Here is a 24,349-nt window from a genome sequence, read left to right on the forward strand (position 1 = left end):
TTTTCCATTAAATCTCTCTTCAAAAAATGAAAAAGAGACCACATCTTATGTGATCTCCTTGTTTAGCAACACGTGTAGAACGATTCGACGCACTAATTCCTCGGCGGAAGATTAAACTTCACTTGACCAAACAACATATCGATGGCATTTCCCGCACGTAAAAAATCTCCTGCAAAGGACGATAAGGTACAGACCTTATTCCCTCATACAGGAGATTTCATAGATACCTCTGTGATTATTGGATTTCACCCGATACTTGGATGTCCGAACACGACCCCTACCGTTATTAATCCCCTTGTTTCCCACTCTGCTTGCGATAATCCCCTGGTGTCACGCCCATAATCCGTTTAAATACTCTGCCGAAAGAGATGGCATTGGCATAGCCCACTTGCAGAGCAATATCCTGCACAGCCATATCGGATGCAGACAACAGACGGCAGGCCTTTTCGACCCTCAGTTTCACCAAAAAATCAACAAACTTCATCTCAAACTCTTCCTTGAACAGATAACTCGCATATTTGCCCGAGATTTGGAACCGATCACTCAGATGTTTCAGCGACAGATCCGGATCATCAAAATGCTCTTCAATATAAATCCGCAGCTCGTTGATCATCGCGCGATGACTTTTCGTTTCATTTACAGACACATAATTGCGATAAACCTCTTTAAGCCATTCCTGCAAAATCTCTTGAATCCCCTCCAGTGTCTCCACCTGCTGGATATCACTGCGAAGACGAGTCAGGATTTCCTCGGCAAATTGGCTTTGCAACCGCTCAGACAGTTCCCCGAATTCACGGGACAACATCTGGATTAACGCCTGCAGCAACATGCGAATATCGTTATCTGTAATCTGATCTTCATTAAACGCAACAAACATCTGATCCAGCTGCGTTCGCCAACCATCGCCGGTTAGTCTGAATTCACGGACAAAGTCTGCGAGCATCTGCAAATACTTGTACGATTGCAGCTCAATACGATCCGGCAGTTGCTCACTGAGAACGATCGCATCTTTACCAAGGGTAAGTCTATGCTGCAAACCCGCATCTGCACTCGCATAGGATCGAGTAATTTCCTCCCAACCTGAAACGGTTCGTCCAATCCCGAACGTAAACCGGAGGCGGAAGTTCTCCGCAATCCACATATGCATCTGCTTGGCCAGATCCATAAGCAATTCACGGTCCAGTCCTTCCTGCTCATCCGAAGCAATCACCACAATAAGCCTGCGGTTCCCAAACCATTCAGCCCAACCGCCGAACCGGGTCTCATTCTGCACAAGTTCTTCCACTACGTTCATGAGCGCAATCTTCAGAATATTCTGATTGGTCGAGAGATCGTCACCATTCATCTCCGCAATGAGGACAGCAACACTCTTCGGTTCCATGAATCGTTCCTCTAGCGGTTGCAGATGGTGAAGTCGCTGACGGAACGAATCCATTCGCTCTCCTTCCATTAGATCAACAAGCAACTGTCTGCGATGAATCAGCAAGTTTTCATGATGTTGTTTCTCATAGTCAACCGTTTGAGCAATCAGATGTTCCAGCGCACGATCGATGAGTGCCAGTTCATCCTTGACGGATGGTGCTGCTTCATCCTCTTCGGCATGTGGCTGTAACGCCTGAATTCGATTCATGATCAGCTGGATGGGCCGCGTATTTCTGCGAGTAATGTAGATCAGTCCCGCCACCGCACCAACAATCGTTAATAATCCAATACCGATCCACACATAGGAAACAAGCGATACCCATGAATACAGTTGCCCGGATTGAATGCCACTCTCAAAGACCAGACCAAGCTTGTCCGCAGTCACCCGATTAAGGATTTCACCTGCTGATGGATCCATTTGATGTGCGGTATAGATCAGATTATCACTCTTGTCCCGAACCTGAAGAACAGATAACTTTTCATTTGTCATGTTATCAATCTGGCGTTCTACTGCATACATGCGGATGGTAATGACGAGCAGTCCTTCCCCGCCCCACGGTAAAGGAAGCCACTTATTCATGCTAATCACCTGTGAAGGTACGTCGAAGGAACGTTCTTTATAATCACGTGGCAGATTCCAACCGAGGTTCTCCCGATCTTTCAAGGCTTGCTCAATATAGGCGCGATCTTCGAAATCTTCCAAACGCATCATGCCTCTGGGCGTAAGAATCTGGGAATCGGACATACGATAGAGATAAATGGATTGAATCATATCCTGCTGATCCAGCATACGTCCCAGCCCACTTGCCGCATCATAGATGAACTGACTCGATAATTGTCCCTGTCCAGCTTCCAGAAAGCGACTATATGTCTTGTTCGCACCAATGTCTTCAAGCAACCGAAGTTCAATGTCGCTTAGCGAGCGCTCCAGTGTATCCACGATATAGCGGGTGGAGATCATGTCGGCTTTTTGTGTCTCGTTACGTGAGAGTTCGTTGACAATCAGGAAGGAGAGAAAGATCAGAATGGAAATCGTAAGCAGAAAAATAGGAAAATACGAATACATCAACTTGGTGTGCCAATTCCGCTTCAGATTTACTTTCATAGGCTCCAACTCCTTCCATCTCTATTCTAATGAGTATGCTCTTCTCTGTTCTTTGGCCTGCCTGCTGACGATATACAGAATCACTGATCCTAGTGCCGCACTGATCGTGCAAGCCAGGTACATCAGTGATGGACCGCCGGAATCGAGTAAATATCCGTTAAGCATATTACCAACAATTCCACCCAGGCCAGCAAACACCATGTTAAATAAACTTTGACCTGTGGCCTGCATTTCCCGTCCCGTAACCGATGCCACATATTCCACTGCTGCTATATAAAAGAATCCGAAGGATAAACCATGCAGCACCTGAACGCCAATCATGACCTCAGGCGTCGGCCATAGCCATTGTATCCCCCAACGTAACATATACGCCCCGGCTGCAAGCAGCATCGTCCGTTCATGTCCCCATTTTCGGAGTATAAATGCCGCTGCCAACATGGATGGAACATTGGTGATCGATGCAAGCAACAGCGCTGTACCTGTCATCGTCACAGAACCGCCAGCCATCTGAAATGAAATAACAAAAAAGGAGTTAAACGCAGTGAGCGTTTGGTTAACCAGGAAACAACCTGTTAGAAATAGAAGGAATGTCCGGTTTCGGAGCAATCTTGCCAAACCTACGGAGAAGGTTACCGAGGACGAGGATATGCTCGTCTGCCGGGGAAGTGTACTTGCCAGTATGGCGCTCAGAATGTTAAACAGGAGAAAAGGCAGCCATAACATGTGAATGGAAAACTGGGAGAGATACATCCCTGCGGCAAATCCACCAACTCCCGTTCCTATGCTGCCGAAGAGTCGGATCATGCCATATGATGTATTGGCTGTTCTCGCGGCAGTAACCGCATAAGAGTCAGCCACGGGTATTTGAGTCACTTGGAATATAGTGCATAAAGTATAAATCAATATTAATATAATGTACACTTGAATATTGTAGAAGTACGCTAACGATGCAGGAACAAGCAGGCTTATTACCAGTACGAACCGTGTCTTTTTAAACTTATCTACCAGAATTCCCCATATAGGTTGAAGAATAATAGATACAAGTGTGCCAAACGCCATAATAAATCCGGTTTCTTTACTGGAAAAACCTTGTGCAACCAATATGGGATTAATGTACGGGTTAAACATCCCCCCGGCAAGCCCCATAAACAGATATAGGCCCTGCAATTGGAGTAAAACACGTTTTGCATCATTGGAATCGGCTGTTGTTTTCTCTGTGTAAGCCTTCATATGTCTACTTCTCATCCGGATCTCCATCCTTTATTTCTGTAGTTGCTTCGCCTATTCTCTATTTTTATGTGCGCGCTAGACTCCACTTGATGGCAGCCAATGCCCCGATTGCTCCTGCTTTGTTCCCCAGTTCAGCTACAGCTAAAAGTGTAGGCAGAACACTGTAACGTTGGAGGCGTGTGCGCACTTCATTTAGATAATAGGATGGGTTGGATGCAGCCACGCCACCACCGATCACGATAATGGAAGGATTGAGTAAAGCCGAAATATTCGCCAGACCTCCAGCCATATAACGCATGGGTAGTTCAAGAATCTCCAGTGCAGCAAGATCACCTGACTCGGCTGCTTTGAATACATGCCTGGCTTCGATTTGTTCGGCTTCCCCTCCTGCCAGACTCATGATCAGGGATAAGGTACTTCCCTTTCCAGCAGCAAAATAACGCCTTGCCTGTTCGGTAATTCCCGTACCTGAAGTCACTTGCTCAAATACGCCAAAGGAATCCGCATCTGCAACGTAACCGGTATGAAGCCCTTCGTCTCCTGCAATGAAATGCCCAATCTCACCTGCTGCTCCATTCTGGCCGCTGTAGAGCTGTCCATTCAGGATAAGAGCAGCTCCAATACCTGTTCCAACCGTGACCATCACACAGTGTTGATGTCCCTGCGCTGCCCCTTGATCATATTCTCCCATTGCAGCCAGATTCACATCATTGTCCAACAAGATATTTCCGCTGTAATACTGCGCAATCACAGGTCGAATATCATGCTCAGGCCACTGAAAAGCTGGAGCATTTCGCAATATCCCTTCCTCCTGCAGAATCACACCAGGAAATCCCAAGCCTGCACCGGAAAGTTGATCCAGACTACATCCAACTTCGCGACAGAACGTTTCCAATTCAGCGAATAACCATTGGAAGAATTCATCCGGCTGATCACTGGCACGCGTAGGCAAGATACGTTCATGAACTCCACTTCCCGCCTGTTGTGATGATAAGAGCATTAATGTTTTGGTGCCTCCAATGTCAATACCTGCAATCCAGCCGGATGGATCATCCCCACCCATACCATTCTGATTGGATTGATAATCATTACTTACGTTTTTCACGGACTCTGTCATCCCTTTCCCTCCTCACATGTTGTATATTCAATCTCTTATTCCATGGCTTCCTGCTGAAGGTTCAGCATCGTTTGTTGTATGGCTACCTGCACTGCACCAGTGACAACAGCTTGCTCACCAAGCTTGGAACAGATTAACTGTGGTTGCACCGGGAATTTCTCAGATATGATCTGCCTCAGTAAAGGCAATAACACATCACCGTTCCCACCTATACCTCCGCCAAGCACAATGAGATCTGGAGCAAGAACAACGCTAATCTGACGCAGAGCTGAAGCAATCATCTGGCTGTATTGTTGTAGAATGTCTAACGCCTCTACTTCTCCACTGCGTGCAGCTTCAAATAACTTCTCGGGAGTCAGGTGTCTGTGAAGATCATCTGCAACTACATCTAAACTTACATTTGCACCCGTATCAGCAGCCTCCAATAGTTCATCATGCTGATCTAGATAATCTTTCGCCAGTTGCATCAGACCATCAGCGGACAGGACTTCCTCCAGACGTCGAGCATCCACCAGCATCTCTGCGATCTCTCCAGTTAAGCCACCTAAACCTCGAAGCAGTTGCCCATGTACCATGATGCCAGCGCCCGTCCCTGTACCGATGGAGAAAAAAACAAACAAGGGATACCCTGCTGCTGCACCACTCCGATACTCCCCAAGTGCCGCAAGATTCACATCATTTTCCAGAATCACTTCACAGGGAAAAGCTCCTGACAACGACTCTAGAGAGAAAGCTTGTTCCAGACCGGCTAACGGGGCCACAATACGATGGATACGCCCTGAATCAGGCAGCACTACGCCTGGTATGCCGAACCCGATGCATTGAATCTGATCCCAGTTCAGATGATTCTCATCAAGCAATTTGTTCATATGGCTTCGAAGAAGCTCCAGCATCGTCGCTTGGGCTGGCTCATGAGCTTCTTGGACAACCATGGGATATGTTCGATAGGCAATGATCTCTCCATTCAGATCAGACAATGCAATCCGAATACGTGTTGCGCCGATATCTATACCACAGACATAATAAGCCGTTTCATTGAAACGAATGAGGGTTGCTTTTCGACCCTGAGCGTTGTCAGCTGGCCCCATTTCCCTCACCAGATTACGGTCAATCAGATGTTCGACCGCCAAAGACACCGTTGGCTTACTAAGTCCGGTCTGACGGCTGATATCCGCTCTCGACATGGTTCCCTGAGTTATGAGGGCATCCATAATGAGATTTTCATTCAGATTGCGGATATATTGCGGTGTGCCAGCCATGTTATCGCCTCCCTTTATAGTTAGTTAAGTTTATTAACAAATTAATTAAATTCAATATATCATCGTGATTGGTAGGTGTACAGCTTTTTGTAATTCCAGTCTTTAACTAGAAAGAACCATACCTTCACCTGTAACACAAAAGCCTAATAAAGGAATTATTATACAATAATAGACGTTTATACATTTCCGAAACAGTGACACGCTCATAGAATACCTTATCACGATCAGGGAGGTTTTAATATGTATAGAAAACATCATAAATGTCATCATCCAAGACCAAAGTGTTTTTACAAAAAAATTACGAAAACTTGTGTTACCAAAGTTAAATATGTCCCTACAAAGTGTAAAAAACACTGTCATGTCACTGTTGAATATTGTGGAGTCAAAAAAAGAAGACATTATTAATACTCTTTTGCCCTTCTCTATAGAGAAGGGTTCTTTCTTATTGAACTAGATTAATACCGGATACCATTAACCTATCAAAAAAGTTGCGGTGATATTTCACCGCAACTCCTTTCTTCCTTATATACATATTCATCAAGTTTTGGAGAGTTCAATAAATCCTTCACCGAAAACATCACGCACGTCATGAATGGTGATAAAAGCAATCTCATCTTCTGCTCGTACAATCTTCTTCAGCATAGAAACTTCCTGCTTGCTAATCACAATGTATAGAATTTCTTTCTTATTTTTCGTGTAATAGCCATGACCGGACAGGACGGTTACTCCGCGATCCATCTTCTCAATAACTTGCTTCGCAATTTCATCCTGTTTGGAAGAGATAATCATAACTGCTTTTTTCGGATTGAGCCCTTCAATAATGAACTCCATTGTTTTGGTTCCAACAAACAGCAAGACAATTGTACACATTAATCCTTGTGGTCCAATAATGAAGTATGAGGAGAAAGCCACAATCAAATCAAAGAATAATAATCCATAACTGATGTTCCAATCCAAATATTTGTTGGCAAGTCGGGCCAGGATCACCGTCCCCGCCGTTGTGCCTCCCACTCTAACAATTAAGCCAATACCGAGACCGGCAAATACTCCAGCAAAGATGGTATTGATCCAGAGTTCATCCGATGCAATTGTCCAACTCTCCGTCAGATGCAGGAACAACGAGTTGAATACAACCGCAATAATTGTATACACCGTAGTCGTTTTATCAAGAAACCGGTATCCCACAATTAACAAAATACCGTTCAGGATCAAGTTCATCAGTCCAGGGGACCATTCAAACAGGTAATACAAAATAATCGTGATACCCGTGACGCCGCCTTCAGCCAAGTCGTTCGGGATGACAAACAGGTTCACCGCCAGTGCAAACAGAAATGCACCTGCCATAATAAATAGAATATCCGTAATTCGTTTCTTCATTATGCATTCCATCCAATCATCAGAAATCAACCTAATCGACCCGTCTCATAAGTTGTCATAACCACTCAAGGATAGATTTTACCATGCTCTCAACAAAATTTGTATACATAATACAAATTGTTGCGTAATTTGTGCAAAGGAATTTAGTAAACCCTGCTCTTCCGTCTTCTGCAGGGCTATTGAGCATCATACACCCATGACAAATGTCATGGTCCATCATTGATATTCATCATTACAGAAGGCTGACGTTTATGACTTACTGTCATGTTCGGAATGTTTTACAATGATAAAAACGCTTCCTACAGGAAAGTCTAGCGGGAAACGTCAAGTTGTAGCTGATTACAGTTATAACGATTGAAGGAGGACACGTCAATGAGTAGAAACAAAGAAATGGCGCTAAAAAAAGAGGTCACCCCTTACGAAAAAAATAATCTTCGTCTAAGTATCCGACAATTATTGAACACCATACTTCCACTCTTATTATTATGGGCTGCGGCCTACTACAGTCTGTCCGTATCCTATTGGCTGACCTTCCCGATTGCCTTGGTGGCATCCGGATTTGTACTGCGGACGTTCATCATCTTCCATGACTGCTGTCATGGTTCATTCTTCAAAAGCAAACGCGCCAATGATATTCTGGGCACTATTACTGGTGTAATAACAGTGACACCCTATCAGCAGTGGAAAAATGAGCATTCCATCCATCACGCTACCAGCGGTAATCTCGACAAACGCGGTGTAGGTGATATCTGGGTCATGACGGTTGATGAATACAAAGAAGCCTCTCCATGGGGACGCCTCTTCTACCGGATCTATCGTAACCCGTTCGTATTATTTTGTATCGGACCCATTTACGTGTTCCTGCTCGCCTACCGTTTTAACCGCAAAGGTGCAAGACGCAAAGAACGCATGAATACTCACTTAACTACGGTGTTGATCGTTGCACTCTATGCATTCATGTCCTGGTTAGTCGGGTGGCAGGCTTTTGTCATGGTGCAAGCACCCATATTCTTCTTCTCCGGAGCCTTTGGCATTTGGTTGTTCTACGTTCAGCATCAGTTCGAAGAAACGTATTTTGAAAATGAAGATGAATGGAGTTATGTAAAAGCAGCTGTTGAAGGCAGTTCTTATTACAAATTGCCGAAATTATTGCAATGGATTAGTGGTAATATCGGGTTTCACCATGTGCATCACTTGAGCCCACGTGTACCTAACTATTATTTGGAAGAAGCACATAACGCAACACCGCCTTTGCAGAAAGCTACAACCATCACACTACGTTCCAGTCTGGTTGCCCTGCGCTACCGCTTATGGGACGAAAAATCAAAACAATTTATTAGTTTCAAACAGCTCAAAAGCTTATCCCGCAATTCTTATGTTCAATCACCTATCCGTGCAACCAATCAAGCGGGTCTGACAGAGAAGCATTAACTCTGTCGGATTCGTTTTCTTGTATTCAGGCTAAAGCCGTGCTACAGTCAGGCTAAGTTTGAGTACATGGCAAGTCTGAGGAGGAGAATTCCATTCAAAAGTGGATGCAAAATTTTTATAAAAAAACAGGGTTGAATCTTTATGTATGGCTCGCCTTTTTCATCCTGCCCTTCTATTTCATTTCACAATATTCCAAATTATGGACAATGGTGACCGGCATCGTCATCATCCTTGTTTTCTTCGTCTGTTATCTGCTTGCCTTCATCACTAAGGGCTGGCAGGTGTACATGTGGATCGGACTGCTTATTGCTATATCCATTACGATGACTATTGCCTATGATTATGCCTATTTCTCATTGTTTCTTGCTTTTTTTATTGGGAATATTAAAAATAAAGCCGGATTTTTCACCCTCTATTCAGTGAATCTGGGAGCCAGTTTCGTAACCATTAATTACGGTATCATTAATCAGAGTTCTCTGCTCGTGAGCCAACTCCCGTTTGTATTCATCAACTTGATGGCCTCCATTCTGCTTCCCATTAGTACGTATAACAAAAACAAGACCGAACACTTGGAAGGTCAACTTGAGAATGCCAACAGACGACTGGATGATCTCGTGAAAATGGAAGAACGTCAGCGTATCGCTCGTGATCTGCACGATACCCTTGGACAGAAGCTGTCTCTGATCGGTCTGAAAACCGATCTGGCTAAGCGTCTGCTCCGCAACAATCCCGATCAAGCCGAGATCGAATTGAGTGACCTAAGACAAACGGCAAGCACAGCTCTGAAGGAAGTTCGGGAAATGGTAACGACCATGCGTGGCACACAATTAGTCGATGAACTGTTCCGCGCGGAACAGATCCTGAAAGCCGCTTCGATTGAATCTGTACTGGAAGGCAATCCGAAGTTGCAGGATACGTCGCAGCTCAATGAGAATGTTCTCGGCATGTGTCTGAAGGAAGCCGTGACCAATATCGTCAAGCACAGTCAGGCCACGGTATGCACCATCACCATTGAAGAGACACAGTCTGATAACATCTTAACGGTTCAGGATAATGGTGTGGGCATGGAACACACACGCAACAAGGATCGACGTGGTACCGGCATTTTGGGTATGAAGGAACGGCTCGAATTTGTGAACGGTTGTCTTGATCTTCGCTCCGTAGCAAACGGAAAAGGTACACAAATCGTCATTCAGGTGCCCAAGCTGACGCGTAAACCAATGAAGGAGGATGCAACATGATCAGAATCGTAATCGCCGAAGACCAACGCATGATGCTGGGCGCCTTGTCTTCCCTGCTCAATCTGGAAGAAGACATGCAAGTGGTAGGGCAAGCCAGCAATGGTGAGGAAGCTCTGGCACTTGTCAAAGAACTGACCCCGGATATCTGTCTGATGGATATCGAAATGCCCGTCAAAAGTGGGCTGGAAGCGGCAGAAGAGATGAAAGGTTTGAACTGTAAAGTCATTATTCTGACCACTTTTGCCCGAACCGGCTATTTCGAACGTGCGCTCAAAGGCGGTGTTCGTGGATACCTGCTCAAGGATAGTCCGATTGAAGAACTGGCTGAAACCATCCGCCAAGTCATGAATGGAAGACGCATCTTTGCCCCCGACCTGGTAGACGAAGCTTATGTAGAAGAAAATCCCCTGACAGAACGGGAGAATGCCGTACTTGGCCTCATGGCAGATGGAAAGAATACCAAGGAAATTGCCGGTCATCTGTTCATCACAACGGGCACGGTGCGTAATTACATCTCCATTATTCTCAACAAATTAAATGCCAGTAACCGCATTGAGGCCATCACTCGCTCCAAGGAAAAAGGGTGGTTCAAATGAAAGTACCGCTTTAACCCATTGAAACAAAAATAAACATGTACCCGGCTGCACAAGCTGCGATAACATGCCCAAAATAAAAAGCTTGGCCCAAAAATTGCTGGGCCAAGCTTTTTTATGTGTATCGTAACAATCCAAAACCCATCTCTTCTACATTGCAGAATATCCCTCAAACACTCAAGATTTCACAGATACAACCATGCCAAGAGCTTCTAATGGCACTTGATCGGTCTTAAGCTGATGAATGTTGTTACTGTCCTGCCATGAGATTGTTACATGGACAGACTTTCCACCACTTGGATACTCAACCTTGATATACCCTTTATCTTTGGGTACAGGCAAGGTATGTGATTCCAGGTACTCCACCATTTTCTTCGCTATGCCCGGATTATTCATTTCATCTTCGGAAACCGAACGAATTTCCAGCGTCCATCTACCTTCTTGCCAAGTCAGATGTTGACTGCCTGCGGCACCTTCACTCATGCCTTTGATGCCATGTCCCAGATCCACAGCCATATCTGCTGGAATATCTTTCAGGTCCGTCTCAGGGAAAATTTCTGGCTGATTCGGGTCCTTATAGGTCTTCACTTCATAGGAAGCCAGTAAAGGTATCTTACTGTCGGATGCAGTTAAAGATTGATCATTAATGGCAACAGACTGAGTGGTTTCGTAGAAATTCACTTTAAAAGTATCAGCAGTATTGGACAGTATTGCCGCACCCAAAGATGTACCCTTGTCCAATGTGAATGATGTGGGTAACGCTGCATCCTCCATCTTCAATTGGTTGCGAACTTGCTTGATCACATCATTCACACCTGATTGACCTGTGGCAACTTGGTTGTCATTTGTCTTCGATCCTGATGTGTCCTCATTATCTGTTGTGTTTGTGTCCTCTTTGGTTCCCGTTTCATTTTCATTAGAGAAATCAGCACCACCGCTACCGGTCTCGGTCTGCTCACCCACTGTTGTCGTTGGTGAAGAACTATCCTCTGATGATGCTACATCTGAATCTGGTCCGCCACATCCTGCCAGAGCAAGTAAAACGGCCGTCGTTACTGGAATCGTGATCCATATTGGTTGTTTCTTCATGATGTGTACCTCCTTCGTTGTAGCCAATCTAAAAATTGAAAAGATTAACGCTTGTCGTTCCAGAAGTTAACCGGCTGCACTTTTTTGCTTAATACTTCAATACGATACCCTTCTGCCTTCAATGTTTGTAATACTTGCGGTAATACTTTCAGCGTTGCTTCCTGGTCGTGCATAAGCACAACCGGTGTTGTTCCGCTCTTTTGCACATTGTGGATCTGCTTCATTACACTGTTATAGACTTTCTGGTGATCCTTCTTGTATTTCCAGTCTTCCGAATCGACATTCCAATCCCATAGATGGAATCCACCCTGACCCAGCAGCACATTACGAAATGCTGGTTTGAGATAAGGTTTACTACCATATGGCGTCCGCACAAGACTTGTTTTAACTCCGGCAACCTTGTACAGACTTACATTGGCCTGTTGCATCTCTTTTAATCCGCTATATGCAGATTTATAGAATTTGCCTGGAACGTGAGTCACACCATGCAGACCCAATCCATGCCCGTCAGCTACGATTCGTTTGGTAGCCTTCTGAAATTTCTCCATTTGAGGACCCAGCATGAAAAAAGTTGCCTTTGCATTATACTGATCCAGAATATCCAGTAACTGACCCGTATGAGCGGTTGGCCCATCATCAAACGTCAGGTATATGATTTTGGAATTCGCTTTGCTTGCACCATCTTTGGATGCAGCTGATTTGGCAGATACCGACTGCGGCAGTAATAGTGGAATGATCAGTAAAATAGCAAGTGTGACCATGATAGATTTGCGAATATGTAACATAATTAAAAATCTCCCTTGTGTGTTATATTTCCCCGGGTGTCCATGTTGTTCTAACTTCATCCCTTGGCGATTAATCCTAATACTATCAAAGATAGTGGCTCCTGTTCTCGCTCCAAAGACTACGGTAGAGTTACACTTTTGTCAGATAAACCTAAAATTTAATACGAATTTGATAGATTTGCGCAAAATAAGATCCCGTCAGGATAGATCAATTGTGACATATCCTCTATTACCCACATTCAGAATTTTGATAGACCTTTACTCCAATTCAAGCAAATCAATACAATAATCAAATAGCTATGCATGCAAAAAAACCTGCACAAGTGCAGGCTTCTTTGTCTTCAATCAGCATATGGCATCATGCTGTATGTAGATGGTGTTTTGACGCTAGAATCTTATCGACTCCCTACGTGCATTTATTCAGCAGGAGCAGTGAACGAACGTTTGCCAAACTCGGCATCCAGCATGTAGAAGGCATTGCTGTCTTTTTCAATGCGGCGCAGCTTCTGGATAATGTTATCGAACAACGCTTCCTCTTCAACCTGCTCATCAATGAACCATTTCAGGAAATACATTGTTGCATGCTCACGTTCATTCATGGCGATGTCAGCCAAATTGTAGAATTTTTTCGTGTTTTGCTGCTCATGAGCATAACCATGCTCAAATACATCCAGTATCGAAGTATATTCATTCTTCGGTTCTGGCAAAGCCGCTAGTGTGGCACGTTGTCCACGATCATTCAGGAATTTGTATATTTTCATGCCATGGAATCGCTCTTCTTCCGCTTGCACGATGAAGAAGTTCGCGAATCCATCCAGACTTTTGCTGGAACAATAGGCTGCCATAGCCAGATATACATGAGCTGAATAAAACTCGAAGTTCATCTGTTCATTTAAAGATTCTGTTAACTCTTTGCTCATAATCAAAACACCTCTTTCTTTCTCTAGGGATGGTTATATTCTAACATAATGTCAGCAGAACTTACACCGATTTTCTACAAAATTCGCCAAGGACTGAAAGAACAAAAAAGCTCTGCCGCGATGGCAGAGCTTCTTTCATTCTTTAGAGATATGCAATTATACCAAGAACGCTTTGGAGATGATAACCAACAGGATGAACAGAACCAGAATGGCACCTACAGAAGTAAAACCTCCGTATCCGTAGCCTCTTGTTTCTCCACCTAATACTTCGCTCATTGACCGTACCTCCTCTGCAACAGGTATGGGTTATCTTATGCAGGAAGAACGACTTTGACAGGGCGGATGCCCTAATTATTCAGATTGCTGTATTTTCCGTTCAGTAACGGGGCGATTGCACACGCATGATATCCAGAAAAGGCACCTTTGCTGTGAACTCTTCTTCGGTATACTCTACATGCACGAGTCGTGTACGGGAGTCCATTTTGACGATGACTCCTTGCACCTGATCTTCTTTGCCCCATACCGTCAACAGTACTTCCGAACGTTCCCGAAAGGCCTCAACTAGCTGGTTTCCCAACTCTTCAAGTTCAAACTCATCCCGTGTAGGTCTTTTTGCTACTTTTGCTTTTGCCAATGTGGCTGCCTCCTCTACTCCGACGTCCCGATTCCACGGGTTGATTGCCGAGTTCGTATTCAAATAGTATACCATTCATTTACGTTCGTGTAATGTCATGGAACCCCAGATGGAGCAAATTCCTCTGATCTGATATCTGCAATCGTGCCAGACCCTATTCTTCACTATATTCCACAGTGGTGCTGTACTGTTGAGTCCCCGCCTGTTCGGAAGACAACTGCGCAACATAGGAGAGATTCCTCTGTAATATAATGTAAGCTTAGTTATCATGCTACGAATATAATGATTTGCGTTTTGCTCAATGTGAATTATAATCATCATATACGAGAGTAATTCTGTCGTATCATTATGATGCAGTCAGCGGTGATATATGAAGAGTTTCCATATGCACAATAACCACATACCTACAGAATACGCATTCAAGCATTCCAAATGGATTCACAAAATGCTCCATGCCTATTGGATTGTCATTATTGCACATATTACCATTCAGATTGCCTGTTTCCTGTTTCTCGAGTATGATCGTACGCCCGCAGATTTTATGATTCATGTCTTGTTCTGGCCTGCTACAATCAGCATTTCTTGCATTTTGATCGCAAGCTGGATTGATCGTCGTTTCAGTTCATTTTCCTTCTACGCCATGTCTGTAACCAGTACAGTTATCGCTTGGACAATTATTCATGTCAATTATGACATTCGGATTATACTAGCGATCTGCCTGTTACCCATCTTCTCTTCGGTTCTGTTCTTCAGTATAAAGAGAGTCTGGATTGTCTGCCTGATGCAGATGACGGGTTACTTTCTGGTTCTGTTCGATCCATTCTACCGATTGTACCTGTCTTCATTTGACATGGTCTCCATTCCGGCTTTTCTTATCATCGGTGCTTATGTTGCACAAGTCATTGTAACCAGCGGAGTTGAAGTACTGAACGATCTCCAGGCAAGCATGGTTGTCAAGCAGGACCTTATTGTGCGAAACGCCATTATGACCAAACAGTCCAAAACAGATGGTTTAACCAACCTCTATAACCAAAGCTCCTTCAAGGATTATTATGAAAAAGCATTTGAGTACGCCAACAATGGCATGAGTCTGCATCTTGCCCTGATCGATATTGATGATTTCAAATCCATTAATGACACGTATGGTCATCGGGTTGGAGACATTATGCTCGAAAAGGTGTCATTGATCATTCAGGAGAACATTACCTCAAGTGACATTGCTGCACGGTATGGGGGCGAAGAGTTCGCCATATTGATATTTGAGCAGTCTTTCGAGCAGGCCTACGCTTTGGTTGAACAGATTCGTCAGAAGATTGCCCTGATGTGCCACCTGGAACTTGAAGGAACTTCCATCACGGTGAGTATTGGTCTCAAAAGCTACAGTCCCAACTTAAGCAAAGACAAGTTGTTTGAGGAAGTGGATGCCTGTCTGTATGCGGCCAAACGAACGGGTAAAAATAAAACCGTAACGTCCCTTAATCTGACATAGCTCTTCTTGAATAAACATCAAAAAAAGTTGTGCTGTACACCGAAATTACGGTTGTACAACACAACTTTTTTGGGTTTATATATGCCTAGCAAGCCGACCTTCTAGACGTCTATGTCTTCACTCCGCCCATTCCCAGCGATGACGATTTTGCTCCAGCCTGGGATGAAGATCACCTGATGACCCGTCTATGATGAGACGCAGCTCTTTGATCCAATCCTTGAAGGAATCGAACGAAGCGAACAGATTCGCCATCTCCGCTGTCATATACAGAAAGTGAGGGGCTGGATATTCGGCAGTGATATGGCGCAGCGCGCTATCCACAGGCGTATATTTCTTTCTCTTGCCTTCAAGCCCCTCCACACGTATACGTGCAGTTGGATGTTCCCGCCGCCAATCATGGAGACGGTCTTCTCTTTTATAATATGCCTGTATTGTATCCTTACTCATTCGTTTAAACGTGCTCTCGTGTAAAGGATACAGCACGAGCTGCATGAATGAACGGGTATCCACCGTTGCAGCGGCGCGCTCGAGTTGCTCATCGGTCACATGTTCGAACGAGTCATAAAAAGTCAATGTGCCTTTGCGGCTGGCCGCAGGTGGCTCATAACCATAAGGTACAGTTGTATATTTTCCAGACATTTCACCCCTCCTTGTCTATACGCACATTCGAACAAAGGTGATTGGGATAACCCAGCTAATGTTATTTTATTCTACGCTACGCTAACGATCCTGCTTCAACTCGGAATAAAATGTCATTCTGTTCTTGCCTGCACGTTTGGACTCATACAAAGCTTCGTCCGCCATCCGAATAATCTCACTTGGGTTGTCGCTGTTGGTTGGATATTCAGCACCTCCAATACTACATCCAATTCGAATTCGCTCGTATTCGATAATAAACGGCTTGTTCAGACTTTGAATGATGGCTTCTGCATAAGCCATGGCTTCTTCCCTCGGATGACTCCCAACAGACTGAAGTACAATCAGGAATTCATCTCCCCCCAATCGGACCGTTATCCCCTTTTCCTGACCAAGAGCAGACAGTCGCTGGGCCACTTTCTGTAGCAGCACATCTCCAGTCTGATGTCCAAGTGTATCGTTGACCCGTTTGAATCCATCAAGATCCAGATAGAAAAAAGTCAGCGTGTGATTTTCACTTTCGGTCTCCAGAGACTCCTCCAGGTACACCTCAAGGGCAGTACGATTCGGCAGGCTGGTCAGCTGATCAAAATGTGCCAGATTCTGCATCACGACCAGTTCTGAGTCTTTATTCGTAAGAGAGGTCAGCATATCCCGAAGTGATCGGGATAACACTTCAATCTCCTTAATCCCCTTATTGGCGGGAATCTCAAGCTTTTCCCCTGCACGCAGTCGATTGGCTACTCTGGTAAGGCGCACAAGTGGTGCAGAGATCAGACGTGAGACAACCCAGCCAATCAGTGCAAACAGTACGGTAACGGCAAGTCCAGCCCACACATTAAACCACATCAGGTCAAACACAGAAGCGAACGCAGTGGACTTGACTTGACGAATAACTATGGTCCAGCCTAATCCAGGATAATCCAGATGACCCTGACTGTAAGCAAACCCTGTCACATAGTCTTTCCCATCAGGCCATTCTTCAATGGACCAACTGCTTTTGTTGAGCTGGGCCTCTGCAATGCCGGGTAATACCAGCGGTATACCGATCCATTCCTTCGGCCCGAGCAGCACTGTATGTTCCTTTTTGCTCACGATAAAGAACTCAATGTCCTTTTCTTCCCTTTTCAATGGGGCAAGTACTGATTCCTCGACTTCCTTCGCCCATTCCCAGCTTAAATGTGCAGCGAGCACACCTTGAATATGTCCTTTGCTATCCTTCAGCGGAAAACTGATATCGACAAATTGCAACGGCTCTCCCGTTGGATTCGGAAGCAGCTTGGCAAGAAGTACTGCATTATGCACATCTCCAATGAATTTACCCTTGATTCCCTCCTGATACACCGGTCGCTCTGATAAATTTTCCCCTAGCAAGATACCATCCGTGGCAGCTAATACATTTCCCTTCGGGTCCATGAATCCAACCCATGAGAATGAGGGAAAGCTATCTTGTAACTGATCCAGCAGCATCTGAATCTCATCAGGCTGGAATCCATCTTCCAACGAAGCCATGCGGCCCAGCAGGTCCAGTTCACCCGCGCGAGCGGACATGAATCGATCCAGCTTGTCCGAAGCCTGTGAGGCCGTGGCTGTAAGCGAGTGACCAATCTCAGTCTCTACAGCAACAAATGACTTTTGGCTAAAAATAGACCCAATCGTCAGAGTAACCAGCAAGGATAACACAGCGAAGATGACTGTAAGCACAGTTCTAATTTTGAATGACATTACTTCCTCCATTACACGGTGAAACCATCTTGCTTTTCAACATAACTATGCTGTAAAGAGTACACGGAATGTCACCTAATCGTTTTCATATTTATCGGAACCTGTGTGTTTTTTTATTATACATGCCCATACAATATTATGTTGAAATCTTCACCGTGTTTCTTCCATTCAAAGAATAGACACGATTCTGTATATACATACTTGGGTTATGAATATAGAGAGCAAGCATATCCTTCAAAGGTCATGCGCCTGTATGTCACAGAGAGAGTAATCGAAATACTAAACATTGGGGGTGTAATGTTGAGCCTGCTTCATGTTGCTGTTATTCTGCCTTTTGCCGCTGGCATTCTTCTTGCCATGCTGCATCGTTTCTTCCGTAAAAACCATTTGGGATGGCCGGTTCTCCTTGTCCCGGTACTATTATTTGTAACCTTTGCGAGTCTCATACCCGCTGTGTCACAGCGCAATAACGTATCCGGAAATATCCCATGGATTCCATCACTGGACATTGGATTTAACTTATATCTGGACGGTCTAAGTCTGATGCTGACACTGCTAATCACCGGAATTGGTGTCCTCGTTGTTCTCTACTCCATCTTCTATATGGATATGAAAGAAGCTCTGAACCGCTTCTACCTGTATCTATTAATGTTTATGGGAGCCATGCTGGGTGTGGTACTGTCTGACAACATGATCGTGCTCTATGGATTCTGGGAATTGACCAGTATTACGTCATTCCTGTTGATTGCATATAACTACAAACGCGAAGCCTCCACTTCAGGGGCACAGAAGTCATTCCTGATCACGGTATTTGGCGGATTCGCCATGCTTACCGGATTCATGATGATGTATCTCATTACCGGAACGTTCAGTATTCGTGCAACCATTGCAGGATTGGGTCAGTTTCAGGAAAGCGCACTATTTCTACCCGCACTTGTCTTGATCCTGATTGGAGCTTTCACCAAGTCAGCTCAGTTCCCGTTCCATATCTGGTTGCCGGATGCCATGGAAGCCCCAACACCTGTCAGTGCTTATCTTCACTCAGCCACCATGGTCAAGGCCGGACTGTACGTTGTAGCCCGGTTTACACCGATCTTTGGTGGACAGGGACTCTGGTTCTGGCTCGTTACTGGCGTTGGTCTTCTGACTTTGTGTTACGGATCATTCCTGGCAGTGAAAAAAAACGATCTCAAAGCGATTCTCGCCTATTCGACCATCTCTCAACTTGGTCTGATCATGTCCCTCTTAGGGGTTGGATCTGCTGCTCTCTACTTCGGATATGGCGAATCCTCTGCGATGTACACCGTGGCAATAACCGCTGCTCTGCTTCACCTGTTTAATCATGCGACCTTCAAAGCCGCTCTGTTCATGGTCGTAGGGATTATCGATCATGAAACGGGTACACGTGACATTCGGAAGCTCGGTGGACTTGCTTCATTTATGCCAATTACATTCATCGTGGCATTGATCGGTTCACTCGCCATGGCGGGTATTCCGCCTTTCAACGGATTCCTGAGCAAGGAGCTATTTTTCCAGGCGATGGTGGAAGTCACGCATCTGCGAATCTTTGGACTTGGGTCCTGGAGTGTTCTATTGCCGGTATTCGCTTGGCTTGCAAGTGTGTTTACCCTGATCTATGCGCTTATTATCGTGTTCAAAACATTCCTCGGTCGTAGCCAAAGCGAGATCCCTGCCGAGAAGCTGCACGAAGCGCCCGCTGGCATGCTCATTCCACCTGTTGTTCTAGGTGTTCTTGTCGTTGTATTCGGACTTTTCCCGAATCTGCTGGCCGGATCACTGATTGAACCGGCCATGGCCGCTGTGCTTCCATCCCTCTTGAATGGGAATGAACGCTTCGATGTACATTTCTCCCTGTGGCATGGATGGACTCCGGAACTGATTATGACGATCGGAGTTGTGATTCTGGGAATCACTCTCTACAAGCTGTTGCCACGATGGAGGAATATTTATGAGCATTATCCGCAAGGATTAACAATTAACAATATGTACCATGTCGTGCTGGATAATCTTCAGCATTATGCACGCAAATGGACGGAAGCCTATATGAATGGCTCGGTTCGTAATTATCTCGTATACATTTTCTCATTCACGGTCGCGTTGCTGGTCTATTCCTTCTTCCGTTCAGGAGAAAATATTACTTGGAATCTGCAGGGCAATGCACCTTACTCTTTCTATGAGGTGGTACTGCTAGTCACACTTATCGGTGCTGCAGTTTCGATTCCTTTTGCCAAGAACAGACTGTCGGCAGTCATTATGACCGGAGCGGTTGGTTACCTCGTAACCCTGCTGTTTGTACTCTTCCGGGCGCCGGATCTGGCGTTGACACAGATGATTGTTGAGACGGTGTCCGTTGCATTGTTCCTGCTCTGCTTCTACCATCTGCCTGAGCTTCAACGTGGCAAATCAAGCCGCAGTTATCTCACGGTAAATATGATCGTAGCCATTGCAGTCGGGATCGTAATGACTTTTGTTGCATTGGCCGCAAGCGGAACAGCTTCACTGGACAGCATTTCTACCTTTTTCCTTCAGGAAGCGTATGACTCGGCTGGTGGTAAAAATGTCGTGAATGTGTTACTGGTAGATTTCCGTGGCTTCGATACGTTATTGGAGATTATGGTGCTTGGGGTTGCTTCATTGTCCATCTACTCCATGATTAATCTGAACCTCGAAGCGAAGGATCTCGGAGCCCGATTGAAGTTCCGTAAGATAGACGAAACTAAGGATTCCGAGCCCGATCTGGATGATGAAACAGACAATACGAAAAAGTATGGTAACTGGGAACGCAGCTCATCCTCGTGGGATACTGTCCCCTTGCAGAGTAATGATGTATTGCTGCAAACGACCACCAAGGTCGTTGTGTTCATCATACTGACGTTTGCCATGCACCTGTTCTTTGCAGGTCACCACAATCCGGGCGGAGGTTTCATCGGCGGCTTGGTAACAGCGGCAGCGCTCGTACTGATTGCTCTGGCATTCAGTACAGATACAATACGCAAAGCGTTACCGGTTGACTTCCGTATTCTAACAGGAATCGGATTGGGTATAGCCTTACTGACGGGTGCGGGTTCATTTATATTCGGAGTCCCGTTCCTAAGTCAAACCTTCGGCTATTTCGAACTTCCTTTGCTGGGAGAGACCGAACTCGCCACGGCCATGCTGTTTGATCTTGGCGTGTATCTCGCTGTCCTGGGTGTCACCATGACCATTATTCTACAGATCGGGGAGGATCGCTGATATGGAAATATTGATGTGTGTAGCCGTTGGCATTCTGTTTGCGGTTGCCGTCTTTTTAATCTTGTCGCGGAGCCTGCTCCGTATCGTACTTGGCATGTCCATACTAACCCATGGCGTGCATCTGCTCTTGATCACCATGTCACGTCTGAAAACCGGAGCACCGCCACTGCTTGGGGAGATGGCTGAACGTTATGTCGATCCTCTTCCTCAGGCTTTGATACTAACTTCGATTGTTATTAATTTTGGACTCACTGCGTTCTTCTTTGTTCTCTCCTATCGTTCTTATCTGAAGCTGAAAACAGACGATATGGAAGAAGTAAGGGGGCGCCCATATGAATAATCTCGTCGTTCTGCCAATTCTATTGCCTTTGATTACAGGTGTCCTGGCTCTGCTATTTTTCCGAAAAACGAATATCCAGCGGATCATTAGTGTCATTGGGCTTTTGTTTACAGCAGCGGTCTCAACGATACTCATTACGCAGGTAGCTCAGACTGGAGTTTTAACGCTTAATATGGGTGGATGGGCACCTCCCTATGGTATTGTGCTTGTTGCGGACATGGTATCGGCGCTACTTGTCGTCGCCGCTTCCATCATTGCACTGGCGTGTCTGCTGTATGCGTTCCGCAGTGTGAACAAGGAGCGGGAAGAGCATCACTTCTATCCGTTCTTTCATTTTCTGATCGCGGGAGTTAACGGTTCATTCCTAACCGGAGATTTGTTCAATTTGTTTGTCTGCTTTGAACTGATGCTCATCTCTTCCTATGCACTGATTGTATTGGGTAGTACGGAAAGACAGCTTCGTGAAACGATCAAATATGTCTTGATTAACATCGTTTCTTCAGCCCTGTTTGTCGCTTCCATCGGCTTCCTCTACTCCATTACTGGCACACTAAACATGGCAGATTTGTCCGTCAAAATTGCTGAAGTGGGTCAGAGCGGAGTCATTACCTTAATTGCTGTTCTCTTTCTGATCGTATTTAGCATCAAGGCCGGACTGTTCCTGTTCTTCTGGCTATCGGGCTCTTATGCGGCACCACCGGCTGTTGTCACTGCATTGTTCGCAGGATTGCTCACCAAGGTTGGCTTGTACGCGATTGTGCGAACATTCACACTGATCTTCTATCATGATCCGGATTTCTTCCATGCGCTCATCGGATGGATGGCTGGTGCAACGATGGTTCTTGGTGTCATCGGTGCGATCTCATACCGCGATGTAAACAAAATTCTCATCTACAACGTGGTCGCAGGTGTAGGTTTTGTCGCTTTTGGTATGGCTTCGGCCAGTCGTCCCGCGCTGGAAGGCCTGCTATTCTACATGCTTCATGACATGTTGATCAAGACATTACTGTTCCTGCTCGGCGGTGCTTTGATCGCAGTTGCCGGAACATCCAAACTCGACAACATGGGCGGGCTGATCCATCGCTATCCGCTGCTCGGCTGGATGTTCTTCATTAGCGCACTTGCCTTGGCAGGTTTGCCGCCATTTAGTGGATTTCCGGGGAAGTTGCTTCTCTTTGAAGGAGGCTTACAGGCAGGCTTGTATGGTCTTACCGGCATTGCTGTGCTTTCGAGCTTGTTGATGTTATATTCCGTACTACGCATCTTCATCCAAGCGTTCTGGGGCGAACCGCCTGCCGGGGTTACAAGACGCCCTTACGCGGTGAACGGCCTTCTGATTCCTGCCGGAATTCTGTTTGTATTCATCATCGTAATGGGTGTGGGGGCTGAAGGCATGTTTCAATTGACCTCCCGCGCAGGCGATATTCTACTGCATCCCAATATTTATATTGATGCCGTATTGAAGGAGTAGATGTCTATGGCCTTTCAGATTGTACTGAATCTTATCATTGCTTTTGTATGGATGTTTCTGAACAACGCCTGGAATGGTGTTGGTTTTCTCATAGGTTACCTGCTCGGACTGCTCCTCATCGGAGGGATGCGCAGATTCTTCCCACAGCGCTTCTATATTGTGCGAGTCTGGGCCATCTTCAAACTGATTACCCTGCTATTCAAGGAACTGGTGCGAGCCAGCATTGAGGTTATACGCCAGATTATCAAGCCCAAGCTCGATATAAGGCCAGGTATTTTCACGTATAAAACTCAATTGTCCTCGGATTGGGAAGTTACTCTGCTCTGTCTGCTTATCTCACTGACACCAGGTTCTCTGCCGCTTGAGATCTCGGGTAATCAACGCAAACTGTTTATCCACGCACTGGATATCAAGGATGAACAGAAAATGAGAGATGATATCCAAAATACATTTGAAAAAGCAATTATGGAGGTGACGCGTTAATGTTATCCTCACTGTTGTTCATCTCATTGCTCATTCTCTCCTTGGCCGTTCTTGGTTGCTTGTACAGGGTGCTTCGGGGACCATCCATGGCTGATCGGATCACGGCACTGGATACCATCGGTATCAATGTGATTGCCATCGTTGCCGTTCTATCGATGATGCTGCAAACCCAAGCCTATCTGGATATTATCTTGCTGATTGGCATTTTGGCTTTTCTAAGTACAGTGGCATTTGCACGTTATATTGAACGGGGGGCGGTATTCAAAAATGATGGAGATCGTTAAAGTAACCGCTGAAACAGCTATAGGTCTACTCGTACTGCTCGGTGCATTACTCAGTGCACTCAGTGCATTCGGACTTATTCGTCTGCCTGATGTATATCTGCGAGCCCATGCCGCAACCAAAAGTATGACACTTGGTGTCTTCTGTGTACTGAGCGCTACGTTTTTCTTCTTTTGGTACTTCGACAACTATATCAGTGCCCGCTTGTTGCTAGGTATCCTGTTTGTATTCATCACGGCTCCGGTCGCCGGACATCTGAACGGACGGGCCGCCTATCGCACAGATGTACCACTCTGGGAGCAGAGCGTGCAAGATGAACTGGAACCCTTGTTAAAAGGGAAAAAGGTGAACCATGAAGCCAGGGACATGATAGAGTAATCTCCCGTCCCAGACATAGCAATACCCCCGAGGATCAGCTGCTGTTTCGCGGCATGTTCCCGGGGGTATTTTTTATTTTTCATACAT

Annotated in this window: 22 protein-coding genes; 10 read left to right on the forward strand and 12 right to left on the reverse strand. The window is 45.5% G+C overall.

Annotated features, from left to right (window positions below):
• Window positions 1–286: 286 nt before the first annotated feature.
• From J7E78_RS04745 to J7E78_RS04765, 5 genes are all read right to left on the reverse strand, one after another.
• A complete protein-coding gene (locus J7E78_RS04745) occupies window positions 287–2,527 on the reverse strand; it encodes a helix-turn-helix domain-containing protein (RefSeq protein WP_215075177.1) in 2,241 nt (746 codons plus the stop codon).
• Between the two features lie 21 nt (window positions 2,528–2,548).
• Entirely contained in the window at window positions 2,549–3,772 is a 1,224-nt protein-coding gene (locus J7E78_RS04750; RefSeq protein ID WP_251034820.1) for an MFS transporter, read from the reverse strand.
• 49 nt (window positions 3,773–3,821) lie between these two features.
• Window positions 3,822–4,874, reverse strand: coding sequence for an ROK family protein (locus J7E78_RS04755; protein WP_215075178.1), 1,053 nt, complete (start codon window positions 4,872–4,874; stop codon window positions 3,822–3,824).
• 35 nt (window positions 4,875–4,909) lie between these two features.
• Window positions 4,910–6,133 carry an ROK family transcriptional regulator gene (locus tag J7E78_RS04760; RefSeq protein ID WP_215075179.1) on the reverse strand — a complete coding sequence of 408 codons (1,224 nt, stop codon included), beginning with the start codon at window positions 6,131–6,133 and terminating at the stop codon, window positions 4,910–4,912.
• 537 nt (window positions 6,134–6,670) lie between these two features.
• Complete coding sequence (locus tag J7E78_RS04765) at window positions 6,671–7,510, reverse strand: YitT family protein (protein WP_062834072.1); 840 nt, start codon at window positions 7,508–7,510, stop codon at window positions 6,671–6,673.
• 372 nt (window positions 7,511–7,882) lie between these two features.
• Between J7E78_RS04765 and desA the strand changes: the two genes are divergently transcribed.
• The 3 genes from desA (at window position 7,883) to J7E78_RS04780 (ending at window position 10,778) form a co-directional block, all read left to right on the forward strand.
• Window positions 7,883–8,941 (forward strand): Delta(5) desaturase DesA, encoded by a 1,059-nt coding sequence (desA, locus tag J7E78_RS04770; protein ID WP_215075180.1) that lies wholly within the window; start codon window positions 7,883–7,885, stop codon window positions 8,939–8,941.
• A 104-nt stretch (window positions 8,942–9,045) separates the two neighbouring features.
• A complete protein-coding gene (locus tag J7E78_RS04775) occupies window positions 9,046–10,182 on the forward strand; it encodes a histidine kinase (protein ID WP_251034821.1) in 1,137 nt (378 codons plus the stop codon).
• Entirely contained in the window at window positions 10,179–10,778 is a 600-nt protein-coding gene (locus tag J7E78_RS04780) for a response regulator (protein WP_215075181.1), read from the forward strand. The genes J7E78_RS04775 and J7E78_RS04780 overlap by 4 nt, the downstream gene beginning before the upstream one ends.
• Before the next feature lie 174 nt (window positions 10,779–10,952).
• Here the strand turns inward: J7E78_RS04780 and J7E78_RS04785 are convergent, their stop codons facing one another.
• The 5 genes from J7E78_RS04785 to J7E78_RS04805 all read right to left on the reverse strand — a co-directional run bounded on the left by J7E78_RS04785 (window position 10,953) and on the right by J7E78_RS04805 (window position 14,203).
• A complete protein-coding gene (locus tag J7E78_RS04785) occupies window positions 10,953–11,864 on the reverse strand; it encodes a hypothetical protein (RefSeq protein WP_215075182.1) in 912 nt (303 codons plus the stop codon).
• Window positions 11,865–11,908: 44 nt separating this feature from the next.
• Window positions 11,909–12,649 carry a polysaccharide deacetylase family protein gene (locus tag J7E78_RS04790; protein ID WP_215075183.1) on the reverse strand — a complete coding sequence of 247 codons (741 nt, stop codon included), beginning with the start codon at window positions 12,647–12,649 and terminating at the stop codon, window positions 11,909–11,911.
• Window positions 12,650–13,065: 416 nt separating this feature from the next.
• A complete protein-coding gene (locus J7E78_RS04795) occupies window positions 13,066–13,569 on the reverse strand; it encodes a ferritin (protein WP_215075184.1) in 504 nt (167 codons plus the stop codon).
• 156 nt (window positions 13,570–13,725) lie between these two features.
• Window positions 13,726–13,845 (reverse strand): hypothetical protein, encoded by a 120-nt coding sequence (locus J7E78_RS04800; protein WP_017688846.1) that lies wholly within the window; start codon window positions 13,843–13,845, stop codon window positions 13,726–13,728.
• A 100-nt stretch (window positions 13,846–13,945) separates the two neighbouring features.
• On the reverse strand, window positions 13,946–14,203 hold the full coding sequence (locus J7E78_RS04805; RefSeq protein WP_036608707.1) for a YolD-like family protein: 258 nt from the start codon (window positions 14,201–14,203) through the stop codon (window positions 13,946–13,948).
• 385 nt (window positions 14,204–14,588) lie between these two features.
• Here J7E78_RS04805 and J7E78_RS04810 point away from each other — a divergent pair, with 385 nt between their 5' ends.
• A complete protein-coding gene (locus J7E78_RS04810; RefSeq protein ID WP_251034822.1) occupies window positions 14,589–15,692 on the forward strand; it encodes a GGDEF domain-containing protein in 1,104 nt (367 codons plus the stop codon).
• 117 nt (window positions 15,693–15,809) lie between these two features.
• Here J7E78_RS04810 and J7E78_RS04815 read toward each other — a convergent pair whose 3' ends face one another.
• Both J7E78_RS04815 and J7E78_RS04820 read right to left on the reverse strand, forming a co-directional pair.
• Window positions 15,810–16,331: a hypothetical protein gene (locus tag J7E78_RS04815; RefSeq protein ID WP_215075186.1), complete on the reverse strand. Its 522-nt coding sequence runs from the start codon at window positions 16,329–16,331 to the stop codon at window positions 15,810–15,812.
• A gap of 81 nt (window positions 16,332–16,412) precedes the next feature.
• Window positions 16,413–18,053: a diguanylate cyclase domain-containing protein gene (locus J7E78_RS04820; RefSeq protein ID WP_215075187.1), complete on the reverse strand. Its 1,641-nt coding sequence runs from the start codon at window positions 18,051–18,053 to the stop codon at window positions 16,413–16,415.
• A gap of 300 nt (window positions 18,054–18,353) precedes the next feature.
• Here J7E78_RS04820 and J7E78_RS04825 point away from each other — a divergent pair, with 300 nt between their 5' ends.
• Genes J7E78_RS04825 through mnhG form a run of 6 tightly spaced genes read left to right on the forward strand, consistent with a single transcriptional unit; the run spans window position 18,354 to window position 24,262 of the window.
• Window positions 18,354–21,308, forward strand: coding sequence for a Na+/H+ antiporter subunit A (locus J7E78_RS04825; protein ID WP_215075546.1), 2,955 nt, complete (start codon window positions 18,354–18,356; stop codon window positions 21,306–21,308).
• 1 nt (window position 21,309) lies between these two features.
• Window positions 21,310–21,648 (forward strand): Na(+)/H(+) antiporter subunit C, encoded by a 339-nt coding sequence (locus tag J7E78_RS04830; RefSeq protein WP_036670645.1) that lies wholly within the window; start codon window positions 21,310–21,312, stop codon window positions 21,646–21,648.
• A complete protein-coding gene (locus J7E78_RS04835; protein WP_215075188.1) occupies window positions 21,641–23,119 on the forward strand; it encodes a Na+/H+ antiporter subunit D in 1,479 nt (492 codons plus the stop codon). The genes J7E78_RS04830 and J7E78_RS04835 overlap by 8 nt, the downstream gene beginning before the upstream one ends.
• Before the next feature lie 6 nt (window positions 23,120–23,125).
• Window positions 23,126–23,602 carry a Na+/H+ antiporter subunit E gene (locus tag J7E78_RS04840; protein WP_036608718.1) on the forward strand — a complete coding sequence of 159 codons (477 nt, stop codon included), beginning with the start codon at window positions 23,126–23,128 and terminating at the stop codon, window positions 23,600–23,602.
• Window positions 23,602–23,886 carry a Na(+)/H(+) antiporter subunit F1 gene (locus J7E78_RS04845; protein ID WP_215075189.1) on the forward strand — a complete coding sequence of 95 codons (285 nt, stop codon included), beginning with the start codon at window positions 23,602–23,604 and terminating at the stop codon, window positions 23,884–23,886. Before J7E78_RS04840 ends, J7E78_RS04845 begins: the two co-directional genes overlap by 1 nt.
• Entirely contained in the window at window positions 23,870–24,262 is a 393-nt protein-coding gene (gene mnhG / locus J7E78_RS04850) for a monovalent cation/H(+) antiporter subunit G (RefSeq protein ID WP_215075190.1), read from the forward strand. The genes J7E78_RS04845 and mnhG overlap by 17 nt, the downstream gene beginning before the upstream one ends.
• Window positions 24,263–24,349: the final 87 nt, after the last annotated feature.

The sequence above is a fragment of the Paenibacillus polymyxa genome (assembly GCF_018614975.1).
Classification (GTDB): domain Bacteria; phylum Bacillota; class Bacilli; order Paenibacillales; family Paenibacillaceae; genus Paenibacillus; species Paenibacillus polymyxa_E.

Bases quoted from the DNA above. Each gene is read 5' to 3' on its own strand.
- J7E78_RS04745 (WP_215075177.1), bottom strand. From the start codon at position 2,527: ATGAAAGTAAATCTGAAGCGGAATTGGCACACCAAGTTGATGTATTCG.
- J7E78_RS04750 (WP_251034820.1), bottom strand. From the start codon at position 3,772: ATGAGAAGTAGACATATGAAGGCTTACACAGAGAAAACAACAGCCGAT.
- J7E78_RS04755 (WP_215075178.1), bottom strand. From the start codon at position 4,874: ATGACAGAGTCCGTGAAAAACGTAAGTAATGATTATCAATCCAATCAG.
- J7E78_RS04760 (WP_215075179.1), bottom strand. From the start codon at position 6,133: ATGGCTGGCACACCGCAATATATCCGCAATCTGAATGAAAATCTCATT.
- J7E78_RS04765 (WP_062834072.1), bottom strand. From the start codon at position 7,510: ATGAAGAAACGAATTACGGATATTCTATTTATTATGGCAGGTGCATTT.
- desA (WP_215075180.1), top strand. From the start codon at position 7,883: ATGAGTAGAAACAAAGAAATGGCGCTAAAAAAAGAGGTCACCCCTTAC.
- J7E78_RS04775 (WP_251034821.1), top strand. From the start codon at position 9,046: ATGCAAAATTTTTATAAAAAAACAGGGTTGAATCTTTATGTATGGCTC.
- J7E78_RS04780 (WP_215075181.1), top strand. From the start codon at position 10,179: ATGATCAGAATCGTAATCGCCGAAGACCAACGCATGATGCTGGGCGCC.
- J7E78_RS04785 (WP_215075182.1), bottom strand. From the start codon at position 11,864: ATGAAGAAACAACCAATATGGATCACGATTCCAGTAACGACGGCCGTT.
- J7E78_RS04790 (WP_215075183.1), bottom strand. From the start codon at position 12,649: ATGTTACATATTCGCAAATCTATCATGGTCACACTTGCTATTTTACTG.
- J7E78_RS04795 (WP_215075184.1), bottom strand. From the start codon at position 13,569: ATGAGCAAAGAGTTAACAGAATCTTTAAATGAACAGATGAACTTCGAG.
- J7E78_RS04800 (WP_017688846.1), bottom strand. From the start codon at position 13,845: ATGAGCGAAGTATTAGGTGGAGAAACAAGAGGCTACGGATACGGAGGT.
- J7E78_RS04810 (WP_251034822.1), top strand. From the start codon at position 14,589: ATGCACAATAACCACATACCTACAGAATACGCATTCAAGCATTCCAAA.
- J7E78_RS04815 (WP_215075186.1), bottom strand. From the start codon at position 16,331: ATGTCTGGAAAATATACAACTGTACCTTATGGTTATGAGCCACCTGCG.
- J7E78_RS04820 (WP_215075187.1), bottom strand. From the start codon at position 18,053: ATGTCATTCAAAATTAGAACTGTGCTTACAGTCATCTTCGCTGTGTTA.
- J7E78_RS04830 (WP_036670645.1), top strand. From the start codon at position 21,310: ATGGAAATATTGATGTGTGTAGCCGTTGGCATTCTGTTTGCGGTTGCC.
- J7E78_RS04835 (WP_215075188.1), top strand. From the start codon at position 21,641: ATGAATAATCTCGTCGTTCTGCCAATTCTATTGCCTTTGATTACAGGT.
- J7E78_RS04840 (WP_036608718.1), top strand. From the start codon at position 23,126: ATGGCCTTTCAGATTGTACTGAATCTTATCATTGCTTTTGTATGGATG.
- J7E78_RS04845 (WP_215075189.1), top strand. From the start codon at position 23,602: ATGTTATCCTCACTGTTGTTCATCTCATTGCTCATTCTCTCCTTGGCC.
- mnhG (WP_215075190.1), top strand. From the start codon at position 23,870: ATGATGGAGATCGTTAAAGTAACCGCTGAAACAGCTATAGGTCTACTC.